Raw genomic sequence first — 25,006 nt, forward strand, 5'->3', positions numbered from 1 at the left:
GCCCCGTCGTTGCAACCCCGGTCTACTCCACCGGTCGGGCGGCGTGTACGGCCGCCCGCCCGGTCCCGGTGGTGGGGCCGGACCGGGTGGTCAGTCCTTCGTGCGGGCGCCGACGGTCAGCCGGTTGCCGTCACGGTCCAGACCCACACGCACCGTGTCCCCGTCCTGGACGTCGCCGGCGAGGATCGCGCGGGCGAGCTGGTCGCCGATGGCCGTCTGCACCAGGCGGCGCAGCGGCCTCGCGCCGTACGCCAGGTCCGGTCCGGCGTCGGGCGCGTCGATCACCGGCTCGTGGCCCAGCCGCGACAGCCACTCGAGCGCCTCGTCGGTGAGGTCGAGCGTGAGCCGGCGGTCGGCCAGCCGGCGCTGCAGATGGTCGATCTGGATCCGTGCGATCCGCTTGAGCTGGTCGGTGCCGAGCGGGTGGAAGACCACCACGTCGTCGAGGCGGTTGAGGAATTCGGGGCGGAAGGAGGCCCGTACGGTCTCCAGGACCTTGTCCCGCTTGACGTCCTCGCTGAGCGCCGGGTCCACGAGATAGGTGGAACCGAGGTTGGAGGTGAGGATGAGGATGGTGTTGCGGAAGTCGACGGTCCGGCCCTGGCCGTCGGTAAGCCGTCCGTCGTCCAGCACCTGCAGCAGGACGTCGAAGACCTCGTGGTGGGCCTTCTCCACCTCATCGAGCAGCACCACGCTGTACGGGCGACGGCGCACGGCCTCCGTGAGCTGGCCGCCTTCCTCGTAGCCGACGTAGCCGGGCGGGGCCCCGACGAGACGGGCGACGGAGTGCTTCTCGCCGTACTCGCTCATGTCGATGCGGACCATGGCCCGCTCGTCGTCGAAGAGGAAGTCGGCGAGCGCCTTGGCCAGTTCGGTCTTGCCGACACCGGTCGGGCCGAGGAAGAGGAAGGATCCGGTCGGGCGGTCGGGGTCGGAGATGCCCGCGCGGGAGCGGCGTACGGCGTCGGAAACGGCGCGGACGGCCTCGCTCTGGCCGATCAGCCGCTTGCCGATCTCCTCCTCCATGCGCAGCAGCTTCTCGGTCTCGCCCTCCAGCAGCCGCCCGGCGGGGATGCCGGTCCACGAGGCGACCACGCTCGCGATGTCGTCCGGCGTGACCTCCTCGCCGACCATTCCCTCGAGGGCCTTCTGCTCGGCGGTGGCCTGCTCCAGCTCCTTGCGGGTCTGCGGGATGACCTCGGAGCGCAGACGGCCGGGGGTGACCCAGTCACCGGTCTCCGGCGCCTTGCGCTCGGCAAGTTCGAGCTCGGTCTCCAGCTCGTCGAGGCGCTTCTTCAGGTCGCCGACGCGGTTGTGGATCTCCTTCTCGGCGTTCCACCGGGCACGCAGGCCGCGCAGCTTCTCCTCCTTCTCCGCGCGGTCCTTGCGCAGCCGGTCGAGGCGGTCGCGCGCGTCCGGGGAGAGGTCCTTCTCGCGGTCCTGCTTCTTGAGGAGCTTGCGCTCCTTCTCCCCGGCCTGGGCCGCCAGCAGCGACTCCTCCTCCATCATCAACCGGTCCACGGCGCGCTGGAGTTCGTCGATCTCGACGGGTGAGGAGTCGATCTCCATCTGGAGCCGGGAGGCGGCCTCGTCGACAAGGTCAATGGCCTTGTCGGGCAGGAAGCGGGAGGTGATGTAGCGGTCGGAGAGCGAGGCGGCGGCGACCAGGGCGGAGTCCGCGATCTGCACACCGTGGTGCGCCTCGTAACGGCCCTTCAGACCGCGGAGGATCGCGATCGAGTCCTCGACGGACGGCTCGGCGACCAGTACCTGCTGGAAGCGGCGCTCCAGCGCCGGGTCCTTCTCGATGCGCTCGCGGTACTCGTCGAGCGTCGTCGCGCCGACCATGCGCAGCTCGCCGCGGGCCAGCATGGGCTTGAGCATGTTGCCCGCGTCCATGGCGGAGTCACCGCCGGCGCCCGCGCCGACGACGGTGTGCAACTCGTCGATGAACGTGATGATCTGGCCGTCGCTCTCCTTGATCTCGGCAAGAACGGTCTTCAGCCGCTCCTCGAACTCACCGCGGTACTTGGCGCCCGCGACCATCGCGCCGAGGTCGAGCGCCACCAGGCGCTTGTTCTTCAGCGACTCGGGCACGTCGCCCTTCACGATCCGCTGTGCCAGTCCCTCGACGACGGCGGTCTTGCCGACGCCGGGCTCGCCGATGAGGACGGGGTTGTTCTTCGTACGGCGGGAGAGGACCTGGACGACACGGCGGATCTCGGTGTCACGGCCGATGACCGGGTCGAGCCTGCCCGTACGGGCCAGGGCCGTGAAGTCGGTGCCGAACTTCTCCAGGGCCTTGTACGTGCCCTCCGGGTCGGGCGTGGTCACGCGTCGTCCTCCGCGGATCGTCTCGAAGGCGTCGAGCAGCCTTTCGGCGCTCGCGCCCTGCTGGTCGAGGAGTTCACCGGCCTTGCCGCCCTTGGCCGCGATGCCGATGAGCAGGTGCTCGGTGGAGATGTAGTCGTCGCCCAGCTCCTTGGCGCGCTGACCGGCGTCGGCGACGACGGCGAGCAGGGCACGGTCGGGCTGCGGTGCGGCGACGGTGGATCCCTGGGCGGTGGGGAGCGAGCCGAGCAGCCGCTCGGCGCCGGACCGTACGGCCGCCATGTCGGCCTCGACGGCGGCCAGCAGGTCCTGGAGGTTCTCGTTCTCCTCGCCCTCCAGCAGTGCGAGCAGCAGGTGCACGGGGGTGAAGTCGGGGTTCCCTGCGGACACGGCGCGCCTGCCGGCCGCGCTCAGGGCTTCCTCACTCCTGTTGGTCAGCTCGGCATCCACGGGTGTGCACTCCTCCTCGTATCGCTCGGCGGCGTCGTCACTCGGTGCGGCGGGCCGGTGGCGCCGGTCCCGCCCGCCTCAATCCTGCCAGATACAACCTGCAGTAAGTTGAGTCTATTCCACTCAAGATAGAGCCGTCGAGCTTGGAATCACGCGGCTGGAGCCGGGCCGGGGTACGTACGTCGGAATGTGCGCAGCCCGGGCCTCGTCCGCATGGACCGACGCGTCCCTCGCGCGGGCCGCGTCCGGCGCCCGACCTGCTGCCGATACCGGCCCCACAGGGCGGCCCCCGGACCTGCCTACCGACCGGCCCCGCAGGCGGCCCCCGGACCTGCCTACCGACCGGCCCCGGACCTGCCGACGAGCCCCGGACCCGCCTCCGACGCACGGACGCACCCTGACCAGCCCCCGAACGCACGGACGCACCCTGGCCCCGGACCGATCCACGTCCTCGGACGCTCACGGCCGACCGGGGCCGGGCACGCGGGCCGCAGCGGTCTACCGCTGCTCGTCGATGACCTCCAGGTTCATGAACCGAGGTTCACGAGAGCACAGGTTCCGGAACTCCTCGGCCACCCGCTGTGTCTCCGGCAGATCGTTGTTGATCATGGCCTGCTCGTACGAGGGGAACTCGACGATGTCGACATAGTGAGTGGGATCGTCGCGGTCCTTGGTGTGCATCTCGCGGGTCAGCGTCCGCTTGCCCTCCGTGGCGCGCAGCCACTCTTCGAAGACCCGCTCCATCTCCTCTCCGCGCGTCGTCTCGTAATCGATGACCTGTACGAATGTCATGAGCTTCAGACCTCCTACGGCTTCGCGTACTCCGCAGCCATCCCACCGGCGAAGTCGTACACCACGCACGGCTCGTCGCCGACGACCCAGGCGTCGTGCCCGGGCGGGCAGACGAACACGTCTCCGGCGCCGACCTCCGCCTCGCCGCCGCCCTCGTCCATCCGGAAGCGCAAGCGGCCGTGCACCACCAATGCCTGGTGGTGGACCTGGCAGCTCTTCGTCCCGGCGATCGGCGCCACGGACTCGGACCAACGCCAGCCGGGTTCCATGGTGGCCACGGCGAAGTCCAGACCGGTGAGGTGGAGCGCTTCGACGTGGCCGCTGGGGAAGTCGCGCCGCTCATCCGGCTTCTCGATCGTCTTGACTTCCATCATGGCGGTCATGGCAATACCTCCCATTTCGGGCCACACCTCCATGGTGCTCCGCCCTCCGGGGGAGCCGCCAGGCGGAGCCGGGCCGATCACCCAGTGGCCGATACGGCTGCCCTGCGTGGTGGTTCCGGACAGCCGGCAGTTCCGGACGGCCGACGGTTCCGGGCTGCCGACAGTTCCGGACCGCCGACGGTTCCGGGGACCGGGGTTCCGGGGACCGGGGTTCCGGAGGCCGGGGGTTCCGGAGGCCGGGGGTTCCGGACGACAGAGACGCCACGGACCCTCCCGTTTCCGCGGGAAGGGTCCGTGGCGTTCCTGTACGCCGCCGAGCGCTACTCGGCGCCCCGCTTGGGCCGCCAGACGACCAACGCGCTGGTCTGGTGGACGTCCTGATACGGCACCAGATCACGGCGGTACGAGGCGTGGACGGCCGCCTCCCGCTGCTGCATCGTCGCCGCCGCGCCCTCCAAGGCGTGCTGGAGTTCGGCGACGCGCGACTGCAGTGCCGCGACCTGGTTCTCCAGTTCGATGATGCGCTTGATACCGGCGAGGTTGATGCCCTCGTCCTGGGACAGCTGCTGCACCTGACGGAGCAGTTCGATGTCCCGGGCCGAGTAGCGGCGGCCGCGCCCGGCCGTACGGTCCGGGGACACCAGGCCCAGCCGGTCGTACTGGCGCAGGGTCTGCGGGTGCAGGCCCGAGAGCTGAGCCGCCACCGAGATGACGTAGACAGGGGATTCGTCGGTGAGCTCGTAGGGATTGCGGCTCCTGCCGCCCCTGCCTCCTGGCATGCCTCGGCCGTCCATCTCATGCTCCCTTCGCGGCCTGGAACAGCTCCGCCCGCGGATCGTGATCCGCGGTGGCCTCGGCGAACGACTCCAGCGCTTCCTTCGCCTTCTCGCCGAGGTCCTTGGGTACGGCCACCTCGACGGTGACCAGCAGGTCGCCACGGGTGCCGTCCGTGCGCACAGCGCCCTTGCCGCGGGCTCGCATCGTCCGACCGTTCGGTGTACCGGGCGGCAATCTGAGCGTCACCGGCGGCCCCCCGAGCGTGGGGACCTTGATCTCGCCGCCGAGCCCCGCTTCCGCGTACGTCACGGGCACGGTGACGGTGAGGTTGTCTCCCTTGCGGCCGAAGACCGGGTGCGCATGGACCTTCACGACCACGTACAGATCGCCGTTCGGGCCGCCGCGCTCGCCCGGAGCGCCCTTGCCGCGCAGCCGGATCCGCTGGCCGTCCGAGACGCCCGCGGGGATGCGGACCTGCATGGTGCGGGAGCTGGTGGCACGCCCGCTGCCCTTGCACGTCTCGCACGGGTCCTGGGCGATCAGCCCGCGGCCCCGGCACTCCACGCACGGGTCGGTGAGCGAGAAGCCGCCACCGCCGCCGCGCGAGACCTGGCCGGTGCCGACACAGGTCGGGCAGACCCGGGGTGTGCCGTTCTTGTCGCCGGTTCCGGAGCACGCCTTGCAGGCGGCGGAGCTGGACATCCGGAGCGGGACCGTGGCCCCGTCCACCGCCTCGGTGAAGCTGAGCGTCACCTCGGACTCGATGTCCTGGCCGCGCCGCGGCTGTGTACGCGCGCCGGGGCCGCCGCGGTTGAACAGCCCGCCGAAGACGTCGCCGAGGCCGCCGCCGAAGCCGCCCGCCCCGCCGGCCCCGCCCTGGGTGCCCCCGAAGAGGTCGCCCAGGTCGAAGTTGAGGCCGCCGGTGCCGCCCGCGCCGGGACCGGAGCGGAAGCCGCCGTTCCCGAACAGGGCGCGCGCCTCGTCGTACTCCTTGCGGCGCTTGGCGTCGGCGAGGACGTCATTGGCCTCGGAGATCTCCTTGAAACGCTCCTCGGCCTTGGCGTCGCCCTTGTTGGCGTCCGGGTGGAACTCGCGGGCGAGCTTTCGGTACGCCTTCTTGATCTCCGCCTCGGTCGCGTCCTTGGGGACGCCGAGGACCTTGTAGAGGTCCTTCTCCAACAGGTCCCTGCTGAGGCTCATCCTCGACGTCCCTCCTCTCCTCCTGCCCCTGCTCCTGCCGTTCCGTCAGCCCTCGTCAGGGCCACTGCTGTCCTCGTCCGCCGACTGCGCGTCGCCGTCCGCGCCGCCCTTGGGCTGCGCGCCCGGCTGGGGTTCGGCGACGGCGACCCGCGCGGGGCGGATCGTTCGCTCGCCGATGCGATACCCCGGCTGAAGGATCGACACGCACATGGTTTCGGTTACATCCGGCGCATAGCTGTGCATCAGCGCCTCGTGGACCAGCGGGTCGAAGGGCTCGCCCTCCTTGCCGAACTGCTGCAGCCCCATCTTGGCGGCGATGGTCTCCAGCGACTCGGCGACGGACTTGAACCCGCCGACCAGCTCACCGTGTTCCCGCGCACGGCCGATGTCGTCCAGGACCGGAAGGAGTTCGGTCAGGAGGTTCGCGGCGGCGATCTCCTTGACCGTGATCCGGTCCCGCTCGACCCTGCGGCGGTAGTTCTGGTACTCGGCCTGGAGGCGCTGCAGGTCGGCCGTACGCTCGTTCAGCGCCGTACGGACCTGGTCCAACTGGGCCTGCAGGCCGACGGTCTGCAGCCCATCCCCTGCCGGCCCGGCAGGGCCCGCCGCTCCGGCGGACCCCCCGGCCTTCTTTGCCTCGTCCGGAGCCTGAGGGCCCGGACCCTGCGCGGACGAGGGGGGACCCTCCTCCCCGAAGGGGGTCGAGGAGGGAGGGACGTCGGGCTGCTCGTCGAAGCCCGGGGTCTCCTCCGTCACGCGGCACCATCCTTCGGCTTCTCGTCGTCCACGATCTCGGCGTCCACGACGTCGTCGTCGGCCTTGGCACCCTCGGCGCCTGCGGGACCCGCACCGTCACCGGCCGCGGCACCCTCGGCCTGGGCGTTGGCGTACATGGCCTGGCCCAGCTTCTGGCTGACGGCGGCGACCTTCTCGGTCGCGGTACGGATCTCGGCGGTGTCGTCGCCCTTCAGCTTCTCCTGCAGGTCGCCGACCGCTTCCTCGACCTCGGTCTTCACGTCGCCCGGGACCTTGTCCTCGTTGTCCTTGAGGAACTTCTCGGTCTGGTAGACGAGCTGCTCGGCCTGGTTGCGGGTCTCGGCGGCCTCGCGGCGCTTGTGGTCCTCCTCCGCGTACTGCTCGGCCTCGCGCATCATGCGGTCGATGTCGTCCTTCGGCAGCGCGGAGCCGCCGGTGACGGTCATCTTCTGCTCCTTGCCGGTGCCCAGGTCCTTGGCGCCGACGTGCATGATGCCGTTCGCGTCGATGTCGAAGGTGACCTCGATCTGCGGGACGCCGCGCGGGGCCGGGGGAAGGCCGGTCAGCTCGAACATCCCGAGCTTCTTGTTGTACGCCGCGATCTCGCGCTCGCCCTGGTAGACCTGGATCTGCACGGACGGCTGGTTGTCCTCGGCCGTCGTGAAGATCTCCGAACGCTTCGTGGGGATCGTGGTGTTGCGCTCGATGAGCTTGGTCATGATGCCGCCCTTGGTCTCGATGCCGAGGGACAGCGGGGTGACGTCCAGCAGCAGGACGTCCTTGACCTCGCCCTTGAGGACACCGGCCTGGAGCGAGGCGCCGATGGCGACGACCTCGTCCGGGTTGACGCCCTTGTTGGCCTCCTTGCCGCCGGTCAGCTCCTTGACGAGCTCGGCGACGGCCGGCATACGGGTCGAGCCACCGACGAGGACCACGTGGTCGATCTCGGAGAGCTGGATGCCCGCGTCCTTGATGACGTTGTGGAACGGGGTCTTGCAGCGCTCCAGCAGGTCCTGGGTGAGCTGCTGGAACTGGGCGCGGGTGAGCTTCTCGTCCAGGTGCAGCGGTCCCTCGGCGGACGCCGTGATGTAGGGCAGGTTGATCGTCGTCTCGGAGGACGAGGACAGCTCGATCTTCGCCTTCTCCGCGGCCTCACGGAGGCGCTGGAGGGCCATCTTGTCCTTGGAGAGGTCGACGCCGTGGCCGTTGGCGAACTGCTTGACCAGGTAGTCGACGACGCGCTGGTCCCAGTCGTCACCACCGAGGTGGTTGTCACCGTTGGTGGCCTTCACCTCGACGACGCCGTCGCCGATCTCCAGCAGCGAGACGTCGAAGGTGCCGCCACCGAGGTCGAAGACCAGGATGGTCTGGTCCTCCTTCTCCAGGCCGTACGCGAGGGCCGCCGCGGTCGGCTCGTTGACGATCCGCAGCACGTTCAGGCCCGCGATCTCGCCGGCCTCCTTGGTGGCCTGGCGCTCGGCGTCGTTGAAGTACGCCGGGACCGTGATGACCGCGTCGGTGACCTTCTCGCCCAGGTACGACTCCGCGTCCCGCTTCAGCTTCTGCAGAATGAAGGCAGAGATCTGCTGGGGGTTGAAGTCCTTGCCGTCGAGGTTGATCTTCCAGTCGGTGCCCATGTGGCGCTTGACCGACCGGATGGTCCTGTCGACGTTGGTGACCGCCTGCCGCTTCGCGACCTCGCCGACCAGCACCTCGCCGTTCTTGGCAAAGGCCACGACGGACGGCGTGGTCCTGGCGCCCTCGGCGTTGGTGATGACGGTGGGCTCACCGCCCTCGAGAACACTGACGACGGAGTTCGTCGTACCCAGGTCGATGCCGACCGCACGTGCCATGGTTTCTGTCCTCCAGCTGACTTGAGTGGAACAGGCTCAAGCGTGCATGATCCACAATTTCCTGTCAACAGAGCTGAGTCGACCCCACTCAACTCTTATGCTCAGGCTTCTGTCAGTACACGGTCAAGCGGGGCGACCGGAGGGAGGAAAGGGTTCCCTGGGCGACACAGATCACCGGCCGGGCGGCTTCTTGGGACCTGCCATCCTGGGTAATGTCATCAAGACTGGAAAAGTTACCGCTTAGTAAGTCTGGGAACCCCGCGCTGTCGGCAAGGGGTTGTCCGCCCCTCCCAGACGCGTCCGCAGGCCCGAGGAGCCCCGCATGCAACTCGCCGCGATCATCGTGTCGCTGGTTCTGACCGTGGTCGGCGTTGCGCTCATCGCCCGAGCCGTCGCGCAGATCTACCGGTTCGTGAAGCTCGGCCAGCCCGTGCCTGCGGGCAGCCGCACGGACGATCCCAAGACCCGTACGGTCACCGTGGTCAAGGAGTTCCTCGGCCACACACGGATGAACCGGTGGGGGATCGTGGGCTTCGCCCACTGGTTCGTCGCGGTCGGCTTCCTGACTCTGCCCCCGACGCTCGCCCAGGCGTACGGCCAGCTCTTCCGGGCCGACTGGACCCTGCCGCTGCTCGGCGGCTTCCTGCCGTTCGAGCTGTACATCGAGTTCATCGGCCTGATGACGGTCGTCGGCATTGTCGTCCTGATGGCGATCCGGCTGCTGAACCTGCCCTCCAGGGCCGGCCGCAAGTCGCGCTTCGCGGGCTCCAAGGCCTGGCAGGCGTACTTCGTCGAGTACGTCATCCTCACCATCGGCCTCGCCATCCTGACTCTGCGCGGCCTGGAGGGCGCGATCCACCACGTGGACCACTACGAGGCGGCGTACTTCGTCTCGTATCCGCTGGTCCTGGCCTTCAAGGGGTTGAGCCTCGCCACCCTGCAGACGCTGATCTACCTCACCGCGATGATCAAGATCGGTGTGTCGCTGATCTGGATGATCACGGTGTCGCTCAACACCAACATGGGCGTGGCCTGGCACCGCTTCCTGGCCTTCCCGAACATCTGGTTCAAGCGCGAGTCCGACGGCGACGTCGCGCTCGGCGCGCTGCAGCCGATGGTGTCGGCGGGCAAGCCGATCGACTTCGAGGACCCGGGCGAGGACGACCAGTTCGGTGTCTCCCAGGTCGAGCACTTCTCCTGGAAGGGCATCCTCGACTTCTCCACCTGCACCGAGTGCGGCCGCTGCCAGTCGCAGTGCCCCGCCTGGAACACCGGCAAGCCGCTCTCCCCGAAGCTGCTCATCATGTCACTGCGCGACCACGCGCACGCCAAGGCGCCGTACCTGCTCGCCGGCGGCGGCAAGGATGTGGAGGGCGAGGAGAAGGCGACCGAGGAGCAGTTGAAGGACGTCCCGGCCGCGGCGCTCGCCGAGGCCGAGCGCCCGCTGATCGGGACGGCGGAGGAGAACGGCGTCATCGACCCGGACGTCCTGTGGTCCTGCACCACCTGCGGCGCATGTGTCGAGCAGTGCCCGGTCGACATCGAGCACATCGACCACATCGTCGACATGCGCCGCTACCAGGTCATGATCGAGAGCTCCTTCCCGAGCGAGGCCGGGACGATGCTCAAGAACCTGGAGAAGAAGGGCAACCCCTGGGGCCTGGCCAAGAAGCAGCGCCTGGAGTGGACCAAGGAGGTCGGCTTCGAGATCCCGGTCGTCGGCAGGGACATCGAGGACCTCAGCGAGGTCGAGTACCTGTACTGGGTCGGCTGCGCGGGCGCCCTGGAGGACCGCGCCAAGAAGACCACCAAGGCGTTTGCCGAACTGCTGCACATCGCGGGCGTCAAGTTCGCGATCATGGGCGGCGAGGAGAACTGCACGGGTGACTCCGCCCGCCGCCTGGGCAACGAGTTCCTCTTCCAGCAACTCGGCCAGCAGAACGTCGAGATGCTGAACATGGCCTTCGGTGAGGACGCCGACGAGGGCGTGGTCGTCGAGCAGTCCAAGAAGAAGATCGTCGCGACCTGCCCGCACTGCTTCAACACCATCGCCAACGAGTATCCGCAGCTCGGCGGGCACTACGAGGTCATCCACCACACGCAGTTGCTCCAGCACCTCGTCGACGAGGGCAAGCTCGTCCCCGTCACGCCGGTCGAGGGCCTGATCACGTACCACGACCCGTGCTACCTGGGCCGCCACAACAAGGTCTACACGCCTCCGCGCGAGATCATCGCCAAGGTGCCCGGCCTGCGGAACGAGGAGATGCACCGGCACAAGGAGCGCGGCTTCTGCTGTGGCGCCGGCGGTGCCCGCATGTGGATGGAGGAGCGGATCGGCAAGCGCATCAACACCGAGCGCGTCGACGAGGCCCTGTCCCTGAATCCGGACATCGTCTCCACCGCCTGCCCGTTCTGCCTCGTGATGCTGACGGACTCGGTCAACGGCAAGAAGAACGACGGCAAGGCGAAGGAATCGCTCCAAGTCGTGGACGTCGCCCAGCTCCTGCTCGACTCGGTGAAGACGCCTGCCGAGCCCGAGGAGGACGGCGAGTCGGCCGAGGAGCCGGAGCCCGAGCCGGTGAAGTGACGCGCGGGACACCGTAGCGGCCGCAGCCGCTGCCGCAATCGCGCGGCAGCGGCTGCGGCCGTTTCCGGGGCTCCGGCGGCCGTAGCCGTACCAACGGGGCGGGCCCGTCCGTACCGGATCGGACCGGTTCCGAAGGACCGGGGCTCCTTAAGGCGAGCCCGTATGGAGTCGGGTGTCCGTGAGAAGGCGGATGTCCCTACGCAGGCGGGCTGTCCCTACGAAGGCGGGTGTCCGTACGGCTGCTATTGCATGGGCGGGGGCAGCGGTTGCTCGGTCCAGATGACCTTGCCCTCCGGCGTGTACCGGGTCCCCCAGTGCTCCGCGAACTGCGCGACCAGGAACAGCCCGCGGCCGCCCTCGTCCGTCGTAGCCGCCCGCCGCAAGTGCGGAGAGGTGCTGCTGCCGTCGGAGACCTCACAGATCAGCGTGCGATCGCGGACCAGCCGGAGCTTGATCGGCGGGCTTGCGTACCGGATGGCGTTGGTGACCAGCTCGCTGAGGATCAGCTCGGTGGTGAACGCGACCTCGTCGAGCTTCCACTCGTCGAGCTTCTCCGCGACCGCCGCGCGGACCGGCGCCACCGCCGACGGGTCGGAGGGCACGTCCCACTCGGCGACCCGCCCGCCGTTCAGTACCCGCGTACGGGCCACCAGCAGCGCGATGTCGTCGCTCGGCCGGTCCGGCATCAGCACGTCCAGCACTGCCTCGCAGGTCTCCTCCGGCGTACGGTCCGGGTGGGTCTCCAGGGCACTGTGCAGCAGGTGGAGACCCTCGTCGAAGTCACGGTCGCGGTTCTCCACGAGCCCGTCCGTGTAGAGGACGAGGCGGCTGCCCTCGGGCAGTACCAACTCCGCCGTCTCGAACGGCAGGCCACCGAGCCCCAGCGGCGGGCCGCCGGGCAGTTCGGGGAAGTCCACGCTGCCGTCGGGGTGGACGAGCGCCGGCTCCGGATGCCCGGCCCTGGCCATGGTGCAGCGGCGCGACCCCGGGTCGTAGATCGCGTACAGGCAGGTGGCGCCGGTGATCGGCACATTGCCGCCGTCGTGCGTCGCCTCGCCCTGGTCGATGCGGGCCACCAGCTCGTCGAGATGCCCCAGCAACTCGTCCGGGGGGAGGTCGAGGGCGGAGAAGTTGTGCACCGCGGTGCGAAGGCGGCCCATCGTTGCGGCGGCGTGGAGCCCGTGGCCGACCACGTCGCCCACCACCAGCGCGACCCGGGCCCCGGGGAGCGGGATGACGTCGAACCAGTCACCGCCGACGCCCGCCTGGGCGGGCAGGTAGCGGTAGGCCACGTCCAGCGCGCTCTGTTCGGGCAGGATCCGCGGGAGCAGGCTGCGCTGCAGCGTGACGGCCATGGTGTGCTCGCGCGTGTAGCGGCGGGCGTTGTCGATGCACAGTGCGGCGCGGGCCACCAGCTCCTCGGCCAGCGACAGATCCTCCTCGTCGAACGGCTCGGGCTTCACCGACCTCCAGAACGTCGCCATGCCCAGCACGTCGCCCCGGGCTCGCAGCGGCACGGCCATCATCGAGTGGATCCCGAACTCGACGATCTTTCGTGCCCGGGTGGGGTCCTGCACCTGCCAGCCGCTGAAGGCGGTCATGTCCTCCTCCACGGCCGCCTGCCCGGAGTGGAAGCCCGCGGCCTGCGGCGTACCGGGGGCGAAGGTGATCAGCCGGCCGAGCGGGTAGATCGGCGGGTCCTCGCGGATGCCGCTGAGAGCCGTACGCCGCATGGGGCGCGTCCCCGACGCGCTGCCCACCGACTCCTCGCCCCTCAGCACCGGCTCGGTCAGGTCGACGGTGACGAAGTCGGCGAAGCGGGGGACGGCGAACTCGGCCAGCTCCTCGGCCGTCCGCACCACGTCCAGGGTCGTGCCGATCCGCACGCCCGCGTCGTACAGCAGCTTCAGCCGCTTGCGCGCCACGTCGGCGCGGCCGGAGAGGGCACGCAGCTCTGTGGTGTCGCGCAGCGTGGCGACGCTGCCCGGCGGGCCGCCGTCACGGTCGGTCGGCTGGTGGTTGACGGCCAGCAGCCGATCGCCCGCGAGGTGCACCTCGTCCTCGGCGACCCGGCCGGACGCGAGGAGCTGGACGGTGCGCGGGTCCAGGCCCAGCTCGTTCACGCTCCGCCCCTCGGCGTCGAACGGCAGGTCCAGCAGGCGCCGCGCCTCGTCGTTGGCCAGGACGAGACGGCCGTCGCCGTCCATGATGAGCACGCCCTCGCGGACGGCGTGCAGCACGGCGTCGTGGTGCTCGTACATCCGCGTCATCTCGGCCGGGTCCAGGCCGTGCGTCTGGCGCCGCAGCCGACGTGTGATGAGCGCGGTGCCGACGGTGGCGAGGGCGAGTGCGGCCGCGCCCGTCCCGAAGATGAGCGGCAGTTGCCGGTGGGCCGCGCCGCTGACGTTGCTGACCTTCAGGCCGGCCGAGACGAGGGCGATGATCCGGCCGTTGGCCCCCCGTACGGGCACGACCGCCTGCACCTCCTCGCCGAGCGGCCCGTGCACCTTCTCGGTGAGGACGCGACCGGCGAGCGACGGCTCGATGGTGCCGACGAAGCGTTTGCCGATGCGGTCGGGGATGGGGTGGGTGTACCGGACGCCCCGCCGGTCCATCACCACGATGAAGTCGACTCCTGAGGCGTGGCGCGCCGCCTCGGTGATCGGCTGGAGCTCCCGGCTGGGCTCGCGGCTCTTGAGGACCTGTTCGAGCCTCGGGGAGCGGGCGAAGGACTCCGCGACGGCGACCGACCGGTTACGGGCCTCGCGCTCGCTCTCGCTCTGGGACTGCAGCACCAGTGCCACGACGGCGGCGATGACGAGCAGCACGACGACGGCGACTTGCAGGACGAAGACCTGACCGGCGACGGTTCGCACGCCCATTGTCATGCGCCGGCGCCGGCCAGCCAGCGAGCGGACCGATGAGACCCAGGATCGGCCGAAGGAACCGGCCATGTCCCTATTTCTAGCATTGCCCGCCGCCGGGGGGCGACCGGTGCGCAGTGACCTCTCGCGGTCGCCCTGCCGGGGGCCCCGAACGCCCGTTCCCCTTCCTTCCCGCACAGCCCTTCCACCCCATCCGCCGTCCAACCGGCATCGGAAAGGTATCGCTGGGAGACACCGACGGCGACGGCTACGCCGACCTGGCCGTCGGGGCGGCGGGCGATGACATCGGCACTCTCGAGGACGCGGGTGCCCTCTGGGTCCTCCGCGGCTCGCAGAACGGTCTGACAACGGCGAAGGTCAAGGATGTCAACCAGGACTCGACGGGCGTCCCCGGCACGGCCGAGAAGGCGGACCGCTTCGGCGGCCAGGTGCGCCTGACCGACCCGGACGGCGACGGCAGGTCCGGCCTCCTCGCCGCGGCCCCCGGGGAGAACACGAACGACGGCGCGGTCTGGGTTTTCCCGGCGTCCGCCGCCGGTGTGACGGCCACCGGTTCATGGACGTACGGAGCCGGGGCCCTGGGGGCCGCGGCGGCGGACGCCCGGTTCGGCGCTGCGATCGACGACTGACGCACGCCGGGCCGACCGGACCGGAGGGAGGGCCCCTCTCCCTACCGACTCCCTACCGACTCCCTACCGACGGCACCGTGACCGAGCGGTCGAAGGCGGCGCCTCCTGATGGATCGCCTGCGGCGGCAGTCGGCCTCCCCGTGCCGGGCGGACTTTCCCGTGCCGGGCGGACGTCCCGTACCGCGCGGACATCCCGTGCCGCTCGGACGTCCCGTGCGCGCGGACCTCCCTGCCGCACGAACCTCCCGTCGCGCTCAGACTTGCCGTGCCGCGCGGACTTCCCGTGCCGCTCGGACGTCCCGTGCGCGCGGACCTCCCTGCCGCGCGGACCTCCCGTCACGCTCAGACTTGCCGTGCCGTGCGGACGTCCCGTACCGCGCGGACTTCCCGTACCGCGCGGACTTCCCGTACCGCGCGGACTTCCCGTGCCGCGCGGACGTCCCTTGTCGGGCGCGCGCGTCATCGCGCCCTTGACGGCCGACCGCGACGCGAGGCGCCGTCGCATCGCCCCATGCCGGCCCGTACGACGTCAACCCGCGGCCCGTACGGCGACGCCCCTGGACGCCTGTGCCCGCGGCCAAGGGCTCGTGCCGTCGGCCCGCACATCCCGGCCGCCCCGGGCCCAGGCCCCTCTCAACCGGTCGCCCGGCACCCCCGGACCTGCACAAAGTCCGCGCGCGCCCTCCGATAGCACACGTCCGGCGGGGTACGGCCGCAGCGCTCCGGACACGGCCCGTAAGGCGCTCGCCCGGCCCGCATCCGTCGGACAGCCATAAGTCCGACGATTCCTTAGTCGCTTCTTGGCATCTGTCTGAAGAATCGTCTCTTCGGGTGGGCCCAACGCCGTGCCGATTTCCTGAATACGCCACGGGGCGTTGGATCCGGCATGGAGCCGCGGCAGTTGTGGAACCGGAACACGGTGCTGGCAGAGGCCTTCTGCGTCAGCGATGAACATGTGCGGTCGGCGCAGAGCGCACTCGACGAGACGCAAGCCCAGCGATCGCGCCTGCTTGCGGCCTTCGCCGTGACCATCGGCAGCGACAGCGCAGTCTCGGACCTGCTCGGGCTGAGCGAACGCGAGGTGCGGGTCGCGCGCCGTACGGTCGGCAAGGAGGACGCCCGCCGCATGGCCGACGACGTCCTCGCCTCCGCCGCCGCGGCCGAGGCTGCCGAGAACATGGTCCCGCAGGGGGCCCCGGACGGCGGGCACACCGCCCCCCACACCGCGCCTACCCCGCACGCCGCCCACGCCGCACCCCCCGTGCAGCAGCCCCAGACGGCCCCCGCGCCGCCGCCCCCGGCGCAAACCCCGCAGCACCCTGCGCAGTCCCAGCACCAGCCCGCGTACCAGCAGTACACGCATCAGACGCCCTCACACCTCGACGTCCAGGCGCCGGCCTCCTACGAGTCCCCGATCACGTCGACCGCCGAGATTCCGGTCGTGCGCGAGACGGCGTGGACTTCCGCCATGGACCTGGTACTCATCGACAGCTGGCAGTCCGGCATCGATCTGCGCGTGCTGGCCGAGGAGTTCGGGCTCGACCTCGCCCGGCTGGTCATGCGCGTGCAGCAGCTCTCCGCCGAGGGCCGTCTGACCACCGCTCAGCCGAGCGTCGGCCCCGAGGACCGGTCGGGCCGCCACCGCCGTGATTCGGGTGTGTCCTCCGGCGGTTCGTACACCAACGCCCCGTCCGGCGGCGGCTCGTACGCCAACGGGTCCTACTCCAACGGGTCTTACGCCAACGGCGGGTACGCGAACGGCTCGTACTCCACCGGCTCCTACTCCACGGGCTCGACGGGCGGTTCGTACTCCACGGGCTCTCCGAGTGGCTCGTACTCCACGGGCTCCTACGACTCGTACGGGAACGGCGTCACGCCCTCCGGGTGGGAGGCCCCGTCCACCATCCCGGAGGACATGGTCGCCAACTACCTTCCGCCGCAGCACAACTGGCCCAACTACATGGCGGGCTCGTCCGTGCGCTAGCGGGCGACGACAGCCCGCGCCGCACGCCTCCGAGGCCCGGTGAGACGCTCCGCGTCCACCGGGCCTCTTCCATGATCGCGGCCCTTGACAAGGGCTGCAGGAGATCGCCTCCGGCGCGGAGCCTCCTGCGCCTCCATCCGGTGGGAGCCTCCTCCGCCTCCATCCGGTGGGAGCCTCCTCCGCCTCCATCCGGTGGGGGAGACGACCGCGTACTCGACCGGCGGGTGCTGCCGGGCACACCGGACGGCCCGGCGATGCGGGGTCTGCGGCACTTCACGGTGGCGGGAAGCGGGACGGTCTCGGCGGAACGACACCGGCCCGGCTCTGCGACGGGGCCGCGGCGCGGCGGAAGGGGACCGGCACGGCGGAAGGGGCCCGGCCGGCCGGTGGCAAGGTGACCGACCGGTACCCGAACGAGCGGGAAACCGGTAACCGATACGAGCAGGGAGCCGGCCGGTAGCCGATACGAGAGGGAGACGTGCCCGTACGAGCGGGACCGGCCGGTGGAATCGGTGGATAGGGCTGTGACCGGCCCGGATACCACGGGGATTTCCCCAGCAGCTTCCCCTAGGGGATGTCACAGCTCAGCAGCAAACCCCACCCGATCGCCCACCCCGGACGTGGCAAACGGTACGAGCAGGTACGTTCGAATGGTGGCTGGATTCAGGATGGGACGCGGCCGGGACTCCGCGAGGCAGCAGGGGCAGCAGCAGCCGTACGGCGGACAGCCCTACGGCGGGCCGGGCGGCCGGCCCTACGGCGGGCAGCCACCCCCGCCACCGCACGGACAGCAGTGGCAGCAACCACAGGGCCGCCGCGGCGGCCCCGCCGGGAGCGACGAGCCGGAGTACTTCGGTGCCCCGGACCCGTACGCCGGTCACGGCGGCCACGACCCGTACGCCAACAACCCCGGGCACACACAGGCGTTCGGCATAGGCGAGGCCCCGGACGCGTCCGGCCACGGCGGCTACGCACCGGGGTACGGGCCGGACCAGGGCTACGACCCGTACGGCGACCACGTCGGCACGTACCGCGCCGGCTCCGGCGCCCCGCCCGCCGGCCCGCGGCTCCACTGGAAGCAGCTCCTGAGCGGCATCGTGCTGCGGCCGGGCCCCACCTTCATGCAGATGCGTGACCACCCGGTGTGGGGCCCCGCGCTGATCGTCACCTTCCTCTACGGCATGCTCGCGCTCTTCGGCTTCGGCAAGGCCCGCGAAGACGCCCTGAACAGCACGCTCTCCAGCAGCATCCCGGCGGTGGCCGGCACCGGCATCGCCGTCGTGATCAGTGCGCTGCTGATGGGCGTGGTGACCCACACGCTGGCACGGCAGCTCGGCGGCGACGGCGCCTGGCAGCCGACGGTCGGCCTCTCGATGCTGATCATGTCGATCACCGACGCCCCACGGCTGCTGGTCGCGATGTTCATGGGCGGCAACACGTCGTTCGTCCAGATCGTCGGCTGGGCGACCTGGGTGGCGGCAGGGGCCCTGTTCACCTCGATGGTGAGCAGGTCGCACGACCTGCCGTGGCCGAAGGCGCTGGGCGCCTCGTCGATCCAGCTGATCGCGCTGCTGGCGCTGCTCAAGCTGGGCACGCTGTAGCGCCACTCGCGCCACTGACGCGGACGGGGCCCCTGCCGGACGGATTCGCAACGGCGGGGGCTTCTGCATGTCCGTCGCTACACGGCTCACGGCCCCGCCACTTCGTGGGTCTCCACCGTGCTTCAGCTGTTTTCCGACGCGGAACGGCAGTGCGAGGAGCCGGAGTTGGAACGGGCCCACTTCAACACGGAGCCAAAGCCTGCCGAGTCGTTCGGCGGCTGCATCGGGCAGCGCTTCGGCCCTCGAGCATCGAATGGCCCGGCATATGCGATCACCGACGGATCGCCCTATGGTGGATACAGGGGCATGGAGAGCGGATCCGGGACGCTCGCTGTACATCCTCAGGGATGGGGACCACTCATGCCGAACCTCTCCGATTCCTGCCTCATCAATCATCTTCCGCTCAGCGTCCGGGACGTGGGAAACCGTGCCGGCCTTTCTTTCCCGCTGTCCCTGCGCACGCTTCTTCGCGATGCGCCATGTGAATTCGATGGCTGCGTGACGCTGCATCTGAAGTTTCTGTCCCCGCCTCCGGTCCCGGTTTCGAGGATGCTGATCGATATGCGCACTGTTTACAACAGTGCCGGTATCGGCGTGCGGGTCGGCAGTCGGGAAGACCTGTTCGGCACTGCATTCAGCGCACTCGTGGACCTGGACGTCGGCACTTGCGATGCCCCCCTGACCTCCGAACAGACTCAACTGTTCACCAACGTCGGCAGCGTCGGCGTGAGGGACCTGGTGATCTACTTCGTGCGCAGCACGGTGCAGCCGTTCGCGGGATGCGCACAGCATCCGGCGAACCGGGGTGGCGCGGTGGTCGCCAGTACTGGCACCCGCTGGACCTTGGCACACGAGGTGGGCCACGTTCTCGGGCTGGCGCATGTGGACGATCCGGCTCCACCGGACCCGGCCGCTCCCCCCGCCCAGCCGGATCGGCTGATGACCGGACGCGGAACCTTCACGATCACGAATCCGCCGCCCGATATCAACGCCACAGAAGTGGTCACCATGAATGCGTCCATTTTCACCACGAACTGTTGACGGTGATGTCATGGCTGTCGAGAAGGATGACCTCGTCAGGGCCCTGCGAGCCGAAGTTCCCCACTATGCAGCCATCGCCTCGTCCCTGGGACCGGAGGCAACTCCGGCCCTGGAAGAACTCGCGGCTTCCGACGACACCGCGCTTGCCTCCAGAGCCGCGACCGTGGCCGCGTACCTCACTCCTGACTCCGCTCGTACGGTGCTGAGGCGTGCTGCTGCCCACCACGATCCGGTCGTACGCGTCAGCGCAGCGGCCGCGCTCGGCCGGCAGCCGGAACTCTCGAGCGAACTGACGGGGCAGCTGCTGACGGACACCGATCCGGGCGTCCGCAAATGGACCCTGCGGTCGCTGCAGACGGTCAGACCCGTCGGTTACCGGGAGCAGGTGGCGGGATTGGCCCGCTCCGAACGAGTGCCGTTCCTTCGGGACCTCGCGCACGAGGTCGCTCGACAGCTTCCCTCCTGAGGGCCGGCACACAAATGGTCAGCACACATAGGGGTGATGGAACATGGCGGAGACGTTCGAAGGTCCCGTGACCGTGAAAGGCCTCATCGACGTCCAGAACCAAGGATCCCGTCCGGGAAAAGTGAAGGCCACCACCTTCGAGTCCCCACCGGGATTCGGGACCTTCAAAGGCTTTCTGGTGGATGTACGGGATGTTCAGTGCACCAACATCAGGATCCCCGCCGACGGTGACATCGTCCTGAGGAATGCCGACTGCGCGGAGGAGTTCGACGTCGATGCGACCGCGTCCCAGTACCCCGCCCCGGGCAGTGTTGTCGTCCTCGGTGACGACGGAAACCTCTGCCTCGGAAGCCGCGCGTACGACAAACGCGTAGTGGGAGTCGTGTCGGGCGCCGGCGACTACAAGCCGGGAATCGTGCTCGACAGGGGCGGCGAAGAGGACAGGATCGCTGTCGCGTTGATGGGCAAGGTCGCGTGCCAGGTCGATGCGACGAGCAGTGCCGTCGAAGTGGGCGATCTTCTGACGACGTCCGACACCCCGGGACACGCGATGAAGGCGAGCGAGCCCTCACAGGCGCTGGGCTCGATTCTCGGCAAGGCATTGCGACCGCTTCGCAATGCCCAGGGGCTGGTTCCCATTCTCGTCGCGTTGCAGTGACGGGCCCATCAGGGCCGCGCACGGGACGCGGGTCGCGCTGCATCTGCGGCGCGGCATGACAGTTGACTCTTCTCGTGAAAGGACTGGCTGTGGCCTCTCGTCTCAACCCGTACATCAGCTTCGCCGGTGAAGCGAAGCAAGCCATGGAGTTCTACAAGAACGTCTTCGGCGGCGACCTGGCCGTCAGCACTTTCGGCGACTTCGGCTCCGAGGCGCCGCCCGGATACACCGACAAGGTCATGCACAGCATGCTCGAGACCGCCAGTGGATTCACGCTGATGGGCGCCGACAATCCGCCCGGAATGAAGCACGAACCCGGGAACAACATTGCCGTGAGCCTGAGCGGCGACGACGCGGACGAACTGCGCGGCTACTGGGAGAAGTTGTCCGGCGGCGGCACGGTGTCCGTCCCCCTGGAGAAGCAGATGTGGGGGGACGTCTTCGGAATGTGCACGGACAAGTTCGGGATCACCTGGATGGTGAACATCAGCGAAAAGCAGACCTGATCCGGCCTCGACGCCCCGGCGACCCTACGGGGTCGCCGGGGCATGTCCGGGACCAGGCAAAGGGACCGGCCGTCCACCGAATCAAGACCCCGGCACTCACCGGACCGCTCCTCCAACCAGGCGCAGATGAAGCGACCTTCGGTGAGACCGACTACTGATCGGCCCCGGCACCGGGACCCGGCAACTGCACCGCACCCAGTGCCCGTAGGCCACCGCGAAGGGCCCGCTTGCCAACGCCCTGACACCGAACCTGCAGCGATCATCCGGCTCGTAGTGACGGCCCTGCCGTGGCCGCGGATGTGGGGCGGTCAGCCGGCCGTCAGGGTGGCCGACCGTGGAGAAGGTAGCGCTGGATGACAGCTGGCCTTCGCGGGCTCCTCAGCTCGTGCAGAACCCTTCGCGCCAACAAGGGCAGAGCATTCCGCCGCCCCGTGCTGAACCCGTGGAACACCTCAGCACGGGGCGGCGGTTGCTTGCTGGTCTCGCTGCTGCCTCCCCGTGAAGGGCTTTTGGGCTTCGTTCAACGAGGGGCTCTGGGCGGGGTTTTCAACCGGCTGGGCCATTTGTGCCCACCGGGGCGCTCTGCCTGCCTACTTGCGTCCGGCGCATGATTCGCGGCACCCGGTCAGTGTGGAGCGGCTGCTGTGCCAGGGAGTTACCGATTGATCGTGGCGATGTTGGTGGAGCGGTCCAGGGCGACGCACTTGGCCTGCGTGTGGCTGCCGGTGGCGGTGAGGGTGAGGTTGTTTCGAGTTGGCGCGGGGCCAGAACGGCCTTGGCGACCCTGACGTTCCCTCACTCAGCCCTGAGGTGGCGCGTCCCGCGTGTCGCCGACAGAACACGCTCATTCAGCCGTCTGCGTCCATGACATTCAAAACATCACATGAGAAACGAAATTCCGTGGGTGTTGCTCAGCGTGTTCCCTGTCTGCTCGCATTGCGAGGCTTGGCCCACGATCGGACCAATCAAATTCTGTTACGCCTGTGCGCAATTAGTGTTCCGACGCAAAGCAGGTCAACCCACTCATCTGGAAAAGAGGACGGTATGCATAAGAGGGTGCGGCTTGGAGTCGCGGCGGTCGTGGCCATGGTCTCCGTGGGAGTGGGCATGTCCACCGCCCACGCGGACGACCGACACCAGGACTCCGTGCCGAGCACGAGCTACGCAGGCGACGACACGATCGTGTACGGCCATGGCAACAACATTGGCGGGCGCGACAACCTGGTCGGCTCCGGGCACACCGCAGGCACGGGCCACGTCGTGGGCACGGGCCACATCGTGGGCACGGGCAACGTCGCAGGCACGGGCAACGTCGCGGGCCGCCCGGGTACCGAGGCCCCCGGCACCGCGGCGGCCATGGTGACCAATCCCTCGGGCGCCAACCTGAGGCATGCCCCGTCTGACGAGGTGCCCCCGTTCCGGAATCTCCCGCAAGGGAGCTCGTACCAAATTCAGTGTCAAGTTACCACCGACAACACGTGGTACGCGCAGGCGGGATCGGGTTTCACCGTCTGGGCCAATGCCGCAGATTTTGGACCAGTTAATGTCGGCGGATGCTGACTCGAACTCGGTCGATCCGCTGGGATAACCCCGGATCGGATCCACATTTCCGTCGCTGAATTCGGTTCAACCCGCTTGCTGCGGAAGGGGGGAGGCGCGCCTCTGTGGTCAGTGAACGATGCACGTTCACAAGGGTCGGCGCCTCCACCCGGTGGAATGGCGCGAATAGGCGAGGGCGTGACGTAGTGCGGCCCCGCAGGGTAGGTCAGACGAGCGGGCGCTCGTAAACGAGAAATCCTTCGTGGCGCGCCATTCAGTCGTAGAGAGCGCGCAGTGGAATTGTCCGCGTGCGTCCGCCAGTACAGCTTCTCCGCGCCCGCCATCCGAGCCGCGTCGGCCGTTACCTCGATGAGCGCCCTGCCCACCCCACGTCCTCGGGCGGGGGGAGGTCGTTCAGAGCCTGATCACGAGGCTCCGACCTGCCAAAACGATGCCCGAACCGGGCATGCAACCAGCTATCCCCTTGGACCACGACTCGACCCGCTCAACCTGCTCCCCGGCTTCCGGTACCTCCGCACACCCCTCGCAGCAGATTTGTCCGGCTCGTGGCCGCCTGGTTTGCGTCATGCGACGAGATACCTGCGAGAGCGGAGCCAAGGGGTCGTGAAGGCTGCCTATGACTTAACGGGCCTCACAGGCCGCTGCGGGGCCTTGGCCGCCCTCCCGTTCATCGCATTCCTGCTCGGGAGTCTCTTACAGGTGCAGCGCACCACCAAGTCTTCCAGGACGGCGAGAATTGCAATCCGTGAAAAAGGATTACAGGTTGCGGGTGTCTTTGGCTGTCACTGGCACGCCCCCGGATCGCGAAGATCGCCAATAGGCCATTGACACGTGAGCAGATAGAGCCGAACAAGAAGGCGACGCCGAAGCGTGAGCGGCTGGGCTGGTCAGAGGCCCGCTACAGCGCATCCTTGGAAGGCGTGACCGGCTTGCCCGACCTACGTACCGGAGGCAGAACCGACCACGGGAAGTTGATCCACCGATCGGTCCGCCTCCACACGTACTCGCACTTGACCAGCGAAGACGGCTTCTCGTAGATCACTGCGGAACGAACCTCCGCCGCCTGCTCGGCGCAGAAGTCGTGTACGAGCTTGAGCGTCTTGCCCGTATCTGCCACGTCATCGGCGACCAGGATCCGCTTCGTGGAGAAGTCGACCGCATTGGGAAGCGGTGGGAGCATCACGGGTGCCTTCAGAGTCCTCCCGACCCCCTCATAGAATTCGACGTTCATGACGTGGAGGTTCTTCACGCCCAGGGCATAGCCGAGCGCACCGGCGACGAAGAGGCCGCCGCGAGCGATGGCGAGGACGATGTCCGGCTCATAGCCGTCGTCGGCGATGGTCTGTGCCAGTTCGCGGGCCGCCTGCCCGAAGAGGGTGTAGGTCAGGTTCTCGCGTTCCTCACTCACGACTGTCCCCTCTCGGCTGCCGCGGCGGCGGCTACTGCTCCGGCCAGACCTGCGTGCGGTGGAAGTTCAGGTACGAGCGCGAGGGCGTGGGCCCGCGCTGCCCCTGATACCGGGAACCGTACTTGCTCGATCCGTACGGGTGCTCGGCGGGTGAGGTGAGACGGAACATGCAGAGCTGCCCGATCTTCATGCCCGGCCAGAGCTTGATCGGCAATGTGGCGACGTTCGACAGCTCGAGCGTCACATGCCCGGAGAAGCCCGGGTCGATGAATCCGGCCGTTGAATGCGTCAGCAGCCCCAGGCGCCCCAGGGAGCTCTTGCCTTCCAGGCGGGAGGCGATGTCGTCCGGCAGCGTGACGATCTCGTAGGTCGAGGCGAGGACGAATTCGCCGGGATGCAGGATGAACGCGTCGTCCCCCTCCGGCTCGACGAGGCGCGTGAGGTCGCGCTGCTCGACGGCCGGGTCGATGTGCGGGTAGCGGTGATTCTCGAACACCCGGAAGTAGCGGTCGAGCCGGACGTCGATGCTCGACGGCTGGACCATGGCGTCGTCGTACGGATCGACCCGCACACGGCCCTTGTGGATCTCGGTCCGGATGTCGTTGTCAGAGAGAAGCACGCACCGAGACTAACGGACCGGACCTGCGCATACGAACGCGCGGAGCCGGGGAGCGACCCACGCGGGAGCGGGCGCCGGGCCCGGGGGGAGCGGTACGCGGGCGCGAAGGCGGTGTCGGGTACCCAACTGGGCTGCGCACGGCGGGAGTCGGGCGGGAACGGTCGCGCGCGGGCGGCGGGGCCGGTGGGCCCCCCTCCGCGCGCTGCGAGGGTGGCGCGATCGATCCGGCGGCCGCGGCCCTCTCCGCCCCGCGCCCGCCCGCCCCGAGGGCAACTGCGCGCTCAGTACCGCCGGGGGGCGCTACGTGCTCGGTGCCGCCAGGGGGCTGCGCGCTCAGTGCCGGGTTGGGCGCTGCTTCGCCCGCTGGGCGGGACGGCCAGGCGGACGGCTAGGCGGACGGCCGGGGCGGACAGCTAGGCGGACGGCTAGTACTCCAGTGCGGTTTTGTGATCTATCCAGTGGGTCCGTCGGCGGATCGTCGTTGGTAGTGGCTGCGTCGGGCTGTTGCTTGGTGGCGTCT

General features: G+C 69.1%; 18 protein-coding genes and 2 pseudogenes. 9 read left to right on the plus strand and 11 right to left on the minus strand.

All coding sequences use genetic code 11. The features are described from left to right. Positions 1-90: 90 nt before the first annotated feature. From AB0M26_RS22480 to dnaK, 7 genes are all read right to left on the minus strand, one after another. Positions 91-2,781 carry an AAA family ATPase gene (locus tag AB0M26_RS22480; protein WP_365263598.1) on the minus strand — a complete coding sequence of 897 codons (2,691 nt, stop codon included), beginning with the start codon at positions 2,779-2,781 and terminating at the stop codon, positions 91-93. A 498-nt stretch (positions 2,782-3,279) separates the two neighbouring features. Then, positions 3,280-3,573 carry a hypothetical protein gene (locus AB0M26_RS22485; RefSeq protein WP_365263599.1) on the minus strand — a complete coding sequence of 98 codons (294 nt, stop codon included), beginning with the start codon at positions 3,571-3,573 and terminating at the stop codon, positions 3,280-3,282. A 14-nt stretch (positions 3,574-3,587) separates the two neighbouring features. After that, positions 3,588-3,947 carry a cupin domain-containing protein gene (locus tag AB0M26_RS22490; RefSeq protein WP_365263616.1) on the minus strand — a complete coding sequence of 120 codons (360 nt, stop codon included), beginning with the start codon at positions 3,945-3,947 and terminating at the stop codon, positions 3,588-3,590. A gap of 329 nt (positions 3,948-4,276) precedes the next feature. After that, positions 4,277-4,735 (minus strand): helix-turn-helix domain-containing protein, encoded by a 459-nt coding sequence (locus tag AB0M26_RS22495; protein WP_365263600.1) that lies wholly within the window; start codon positions 4,733-4,735, stop codon positions 4,277-4,279. Between the two features lie 16 nt (positions 4,736-4,751). Beyond that, positions 4,752-5,933, minus strand: a complete 1,182-nt coding sequence (gene dnaJ, locus AB0M26_RS22500; RefSeq protein ID WP_365263601.1) for a molecular chaperone DnaJ — start codon at positions 5,931-5,933, stop codon at positions 4,752-4,754. 45 nt (positions 5,934-5,978) lie between these two features. Continuing rightward, the gene (grpE, locus tag AB0M26_RS22505; protein ID WP_365263602.1) at positions 5,979-6,689 is read right to left on the minus strand and encodes a nucleotide exchange factor GrpE; all 711 of its coding nucleotides are present in this window, start codon (positions 6,687-6,689) and stop codon (positions 5,979-5,981) included. Beyond that, positions 6,686-8,542 (minus strand): molecular chaperone DnaK, encoded by a 1,857-nt coding sequence (gene dnaK / locus AB0M26_RS22510; RefSeq protein ID WP_365263603.1) that lies wholly within the window; start codon positions 8,540-8,542, stop codon positions 6,686-6,688. The genes grpE and dnaK overlap by 4 nt, the downstream gene beginning before the upstream one ends. 322 nt (positions 8,543-8,864) lie before the next feature. Between dnaK and AB0M26_RS22515 the strand changes: the two genes are divergently transcribed. Next, the gene (locus AB0M26_RS22515; protein ID WP_365263604.1) at positions 8,865-11,129 is read left to right on the plus strand and encodes a (Fe-S)-binding protein; all 2,265 of its coding nucleotides are present in this window, start codon (positions 8,865-8,867) and stop codon (positions 11,127-11,129) included. Positions 11,130-11,371: 242 nt separating this feature from the next. Here the strand turns inward: AB0M26_RS22515 and AB0M26_RS22520 are convergent, their stop codons facing one another. Continuing rightward, positions 11,372-14,017 (minus strand): SpoIIE family protein phosphatase, encoded by a 2,646-nt coding sequence (locus tag AB0M26_RS22520; RefSeq protein WP_365263605.1) that lies wholly within the window; start codon positions 14,015-14,017, stop codon positions 11,372-11,374. A gap of 215 nt (positions 14,018-14,232) precedes the next feature. Here AB0M26_RS22520 and AB0M26_RS22525 point away from each other — a divergent pair. The 8 genes and pseudogenes from AB0M26_RS22525 to AB0M26_RS22560 all read left to right on the plus strand — a co-directional run. Continuing rightward, positions 14,233-14,643 (plus strand): annotated as a pseudogene (locus tag AB0M26_RS22525) (esterase); the annotation flags it as partial. Between the two features lie 886 nt (positions 14,644-15,529). Beyond that, a complete protein-coding gene (locus tag AB0M26_RS22530) occupies positions 15,530-16,627 on the plus strand; it encodes a hypothetical protein (RefSeq protein WP_365263606.1) in 1,098 nt (365 codons plus the stop codon). 653 nt (positions 16,628-17,280) lie between these two features. Continuing rightward, the gene (locus tag AB0M26_RS22535; RefSeq protein WP_365263617.1) at positions 17,281-18,228 is read left to right on the plus strand and encodes a Yip1 family protein; all 948 of its coding nucleotides are present in this window, start codon (positions 17,281-17,283) and stop codon (positions 18,226-18,228) included. A 360-nt stretch (positions 18,229-18,588) separates the two neighbouring features. Then, a complete protein-coding gene (locus tag AB0M26_RS22540; protein ID WP_365263607.1) occupies positions 18,589-19,269 on the plus strand; it encodes a hypothetical protein in 681 nt (226 codons plus the stop codon). 10 nt (positions 19,270-19,279) lie between these two features. Continuing rightward, on the plus strand, positions 19,280-19,735 hold the full coding sequence (locus tag AB0M26_RS22545) for a HEAT repeat domain-containing protein (RefSeq protein WP_365263608.1): 456 nt from the start codon (positions 19,280-19,282) through the stop codon (positions 19,733-19,735). A 43-nt stretch (positions 19,736-19,778) separates the two neighbouring features. Next, positions 19,779-20,393: a hypothetical protein gene (locus AB0M26_RS22550; RefSeq protein ID WP_365263609.1), complete on the plus strand. Its 615-nt coding sequence runs from the start codon at positions 19,779-19,781 to the stop codon at positions 20,391-20,393. Between the two features lie 89 nt (positions 20,394-20,482). Further along, a complete protein-coding gene (locus tag AB0M26_RS22555) occupies positions 20,483-20,899 on the plus strand; it encodes a VOC family protein (RefSeq protein ID WP_365263610.1) in 417 nt (138 codons plus the stop codon). Between the two features lie 1,044 nt (positions 20,900-21,943). Further along, positions 21,944-22,459 (plus strand): hypothetical protein, encoded by a 516-nt coding sequence (locus AB0M26_RS22560; RefSeq protein ID WP_365263611.1) that lies wholly within the window; start codon positions 21,944-21,946, stop codon positions 22,457-22,459. Here the strand turns inward: AB0M26_RS22560 and AB0M26_RS22565 are convergent. The 3 genes and pseudogenes from AB0M26_RS22565 to dcd all read right to left on the minus strand — a co-directional run. Further along, a pseudogene (locus AB0M26_RS22565) lies at positions 22,357-22,833 on the minus strand (hypothetical protein); the annotation flags it as partial. The gene AB0M26_RS22560 and the pseudogene AB0M26_RS22565 overlap by 103 nt on opposite strands. 524 nt (positions 22,834-23,357) lie before the next feature. Continuing rightward, positions 23,358-23,867, minus strand: coding sequence for a phosphoribosyltransferase (locus AB0M26_RS22570; protein ID WP_365263612.1), 510 nt, complete (start codon positions 23,865-23,867; stop codon positions 23,358-23,360). Positions 23,868-23,898: 31 nt separating this feature from the next. Further along, on the minus strand, positions 23,899-24,486 hold the full coding sequence (gene dcd, locus AB0M26_RS22575; protein ID WP_365263613.1) for a dCTP deaminase: 588 nt from the start codon (positions 24,484-24,486) through the stop codon (positions 23,899-23,901). Positions 24,487-25,006 lie beyond the last annotated feature (520 nt).

Source organism: Streptomyces sp. NPDC051776 (assembly GCF_040681345.1).
Lineage (GTDB): Bacteria > Actinomycetota > Actinomycetes > Streptomycetales > Streptomycetaceae > Streptomyces.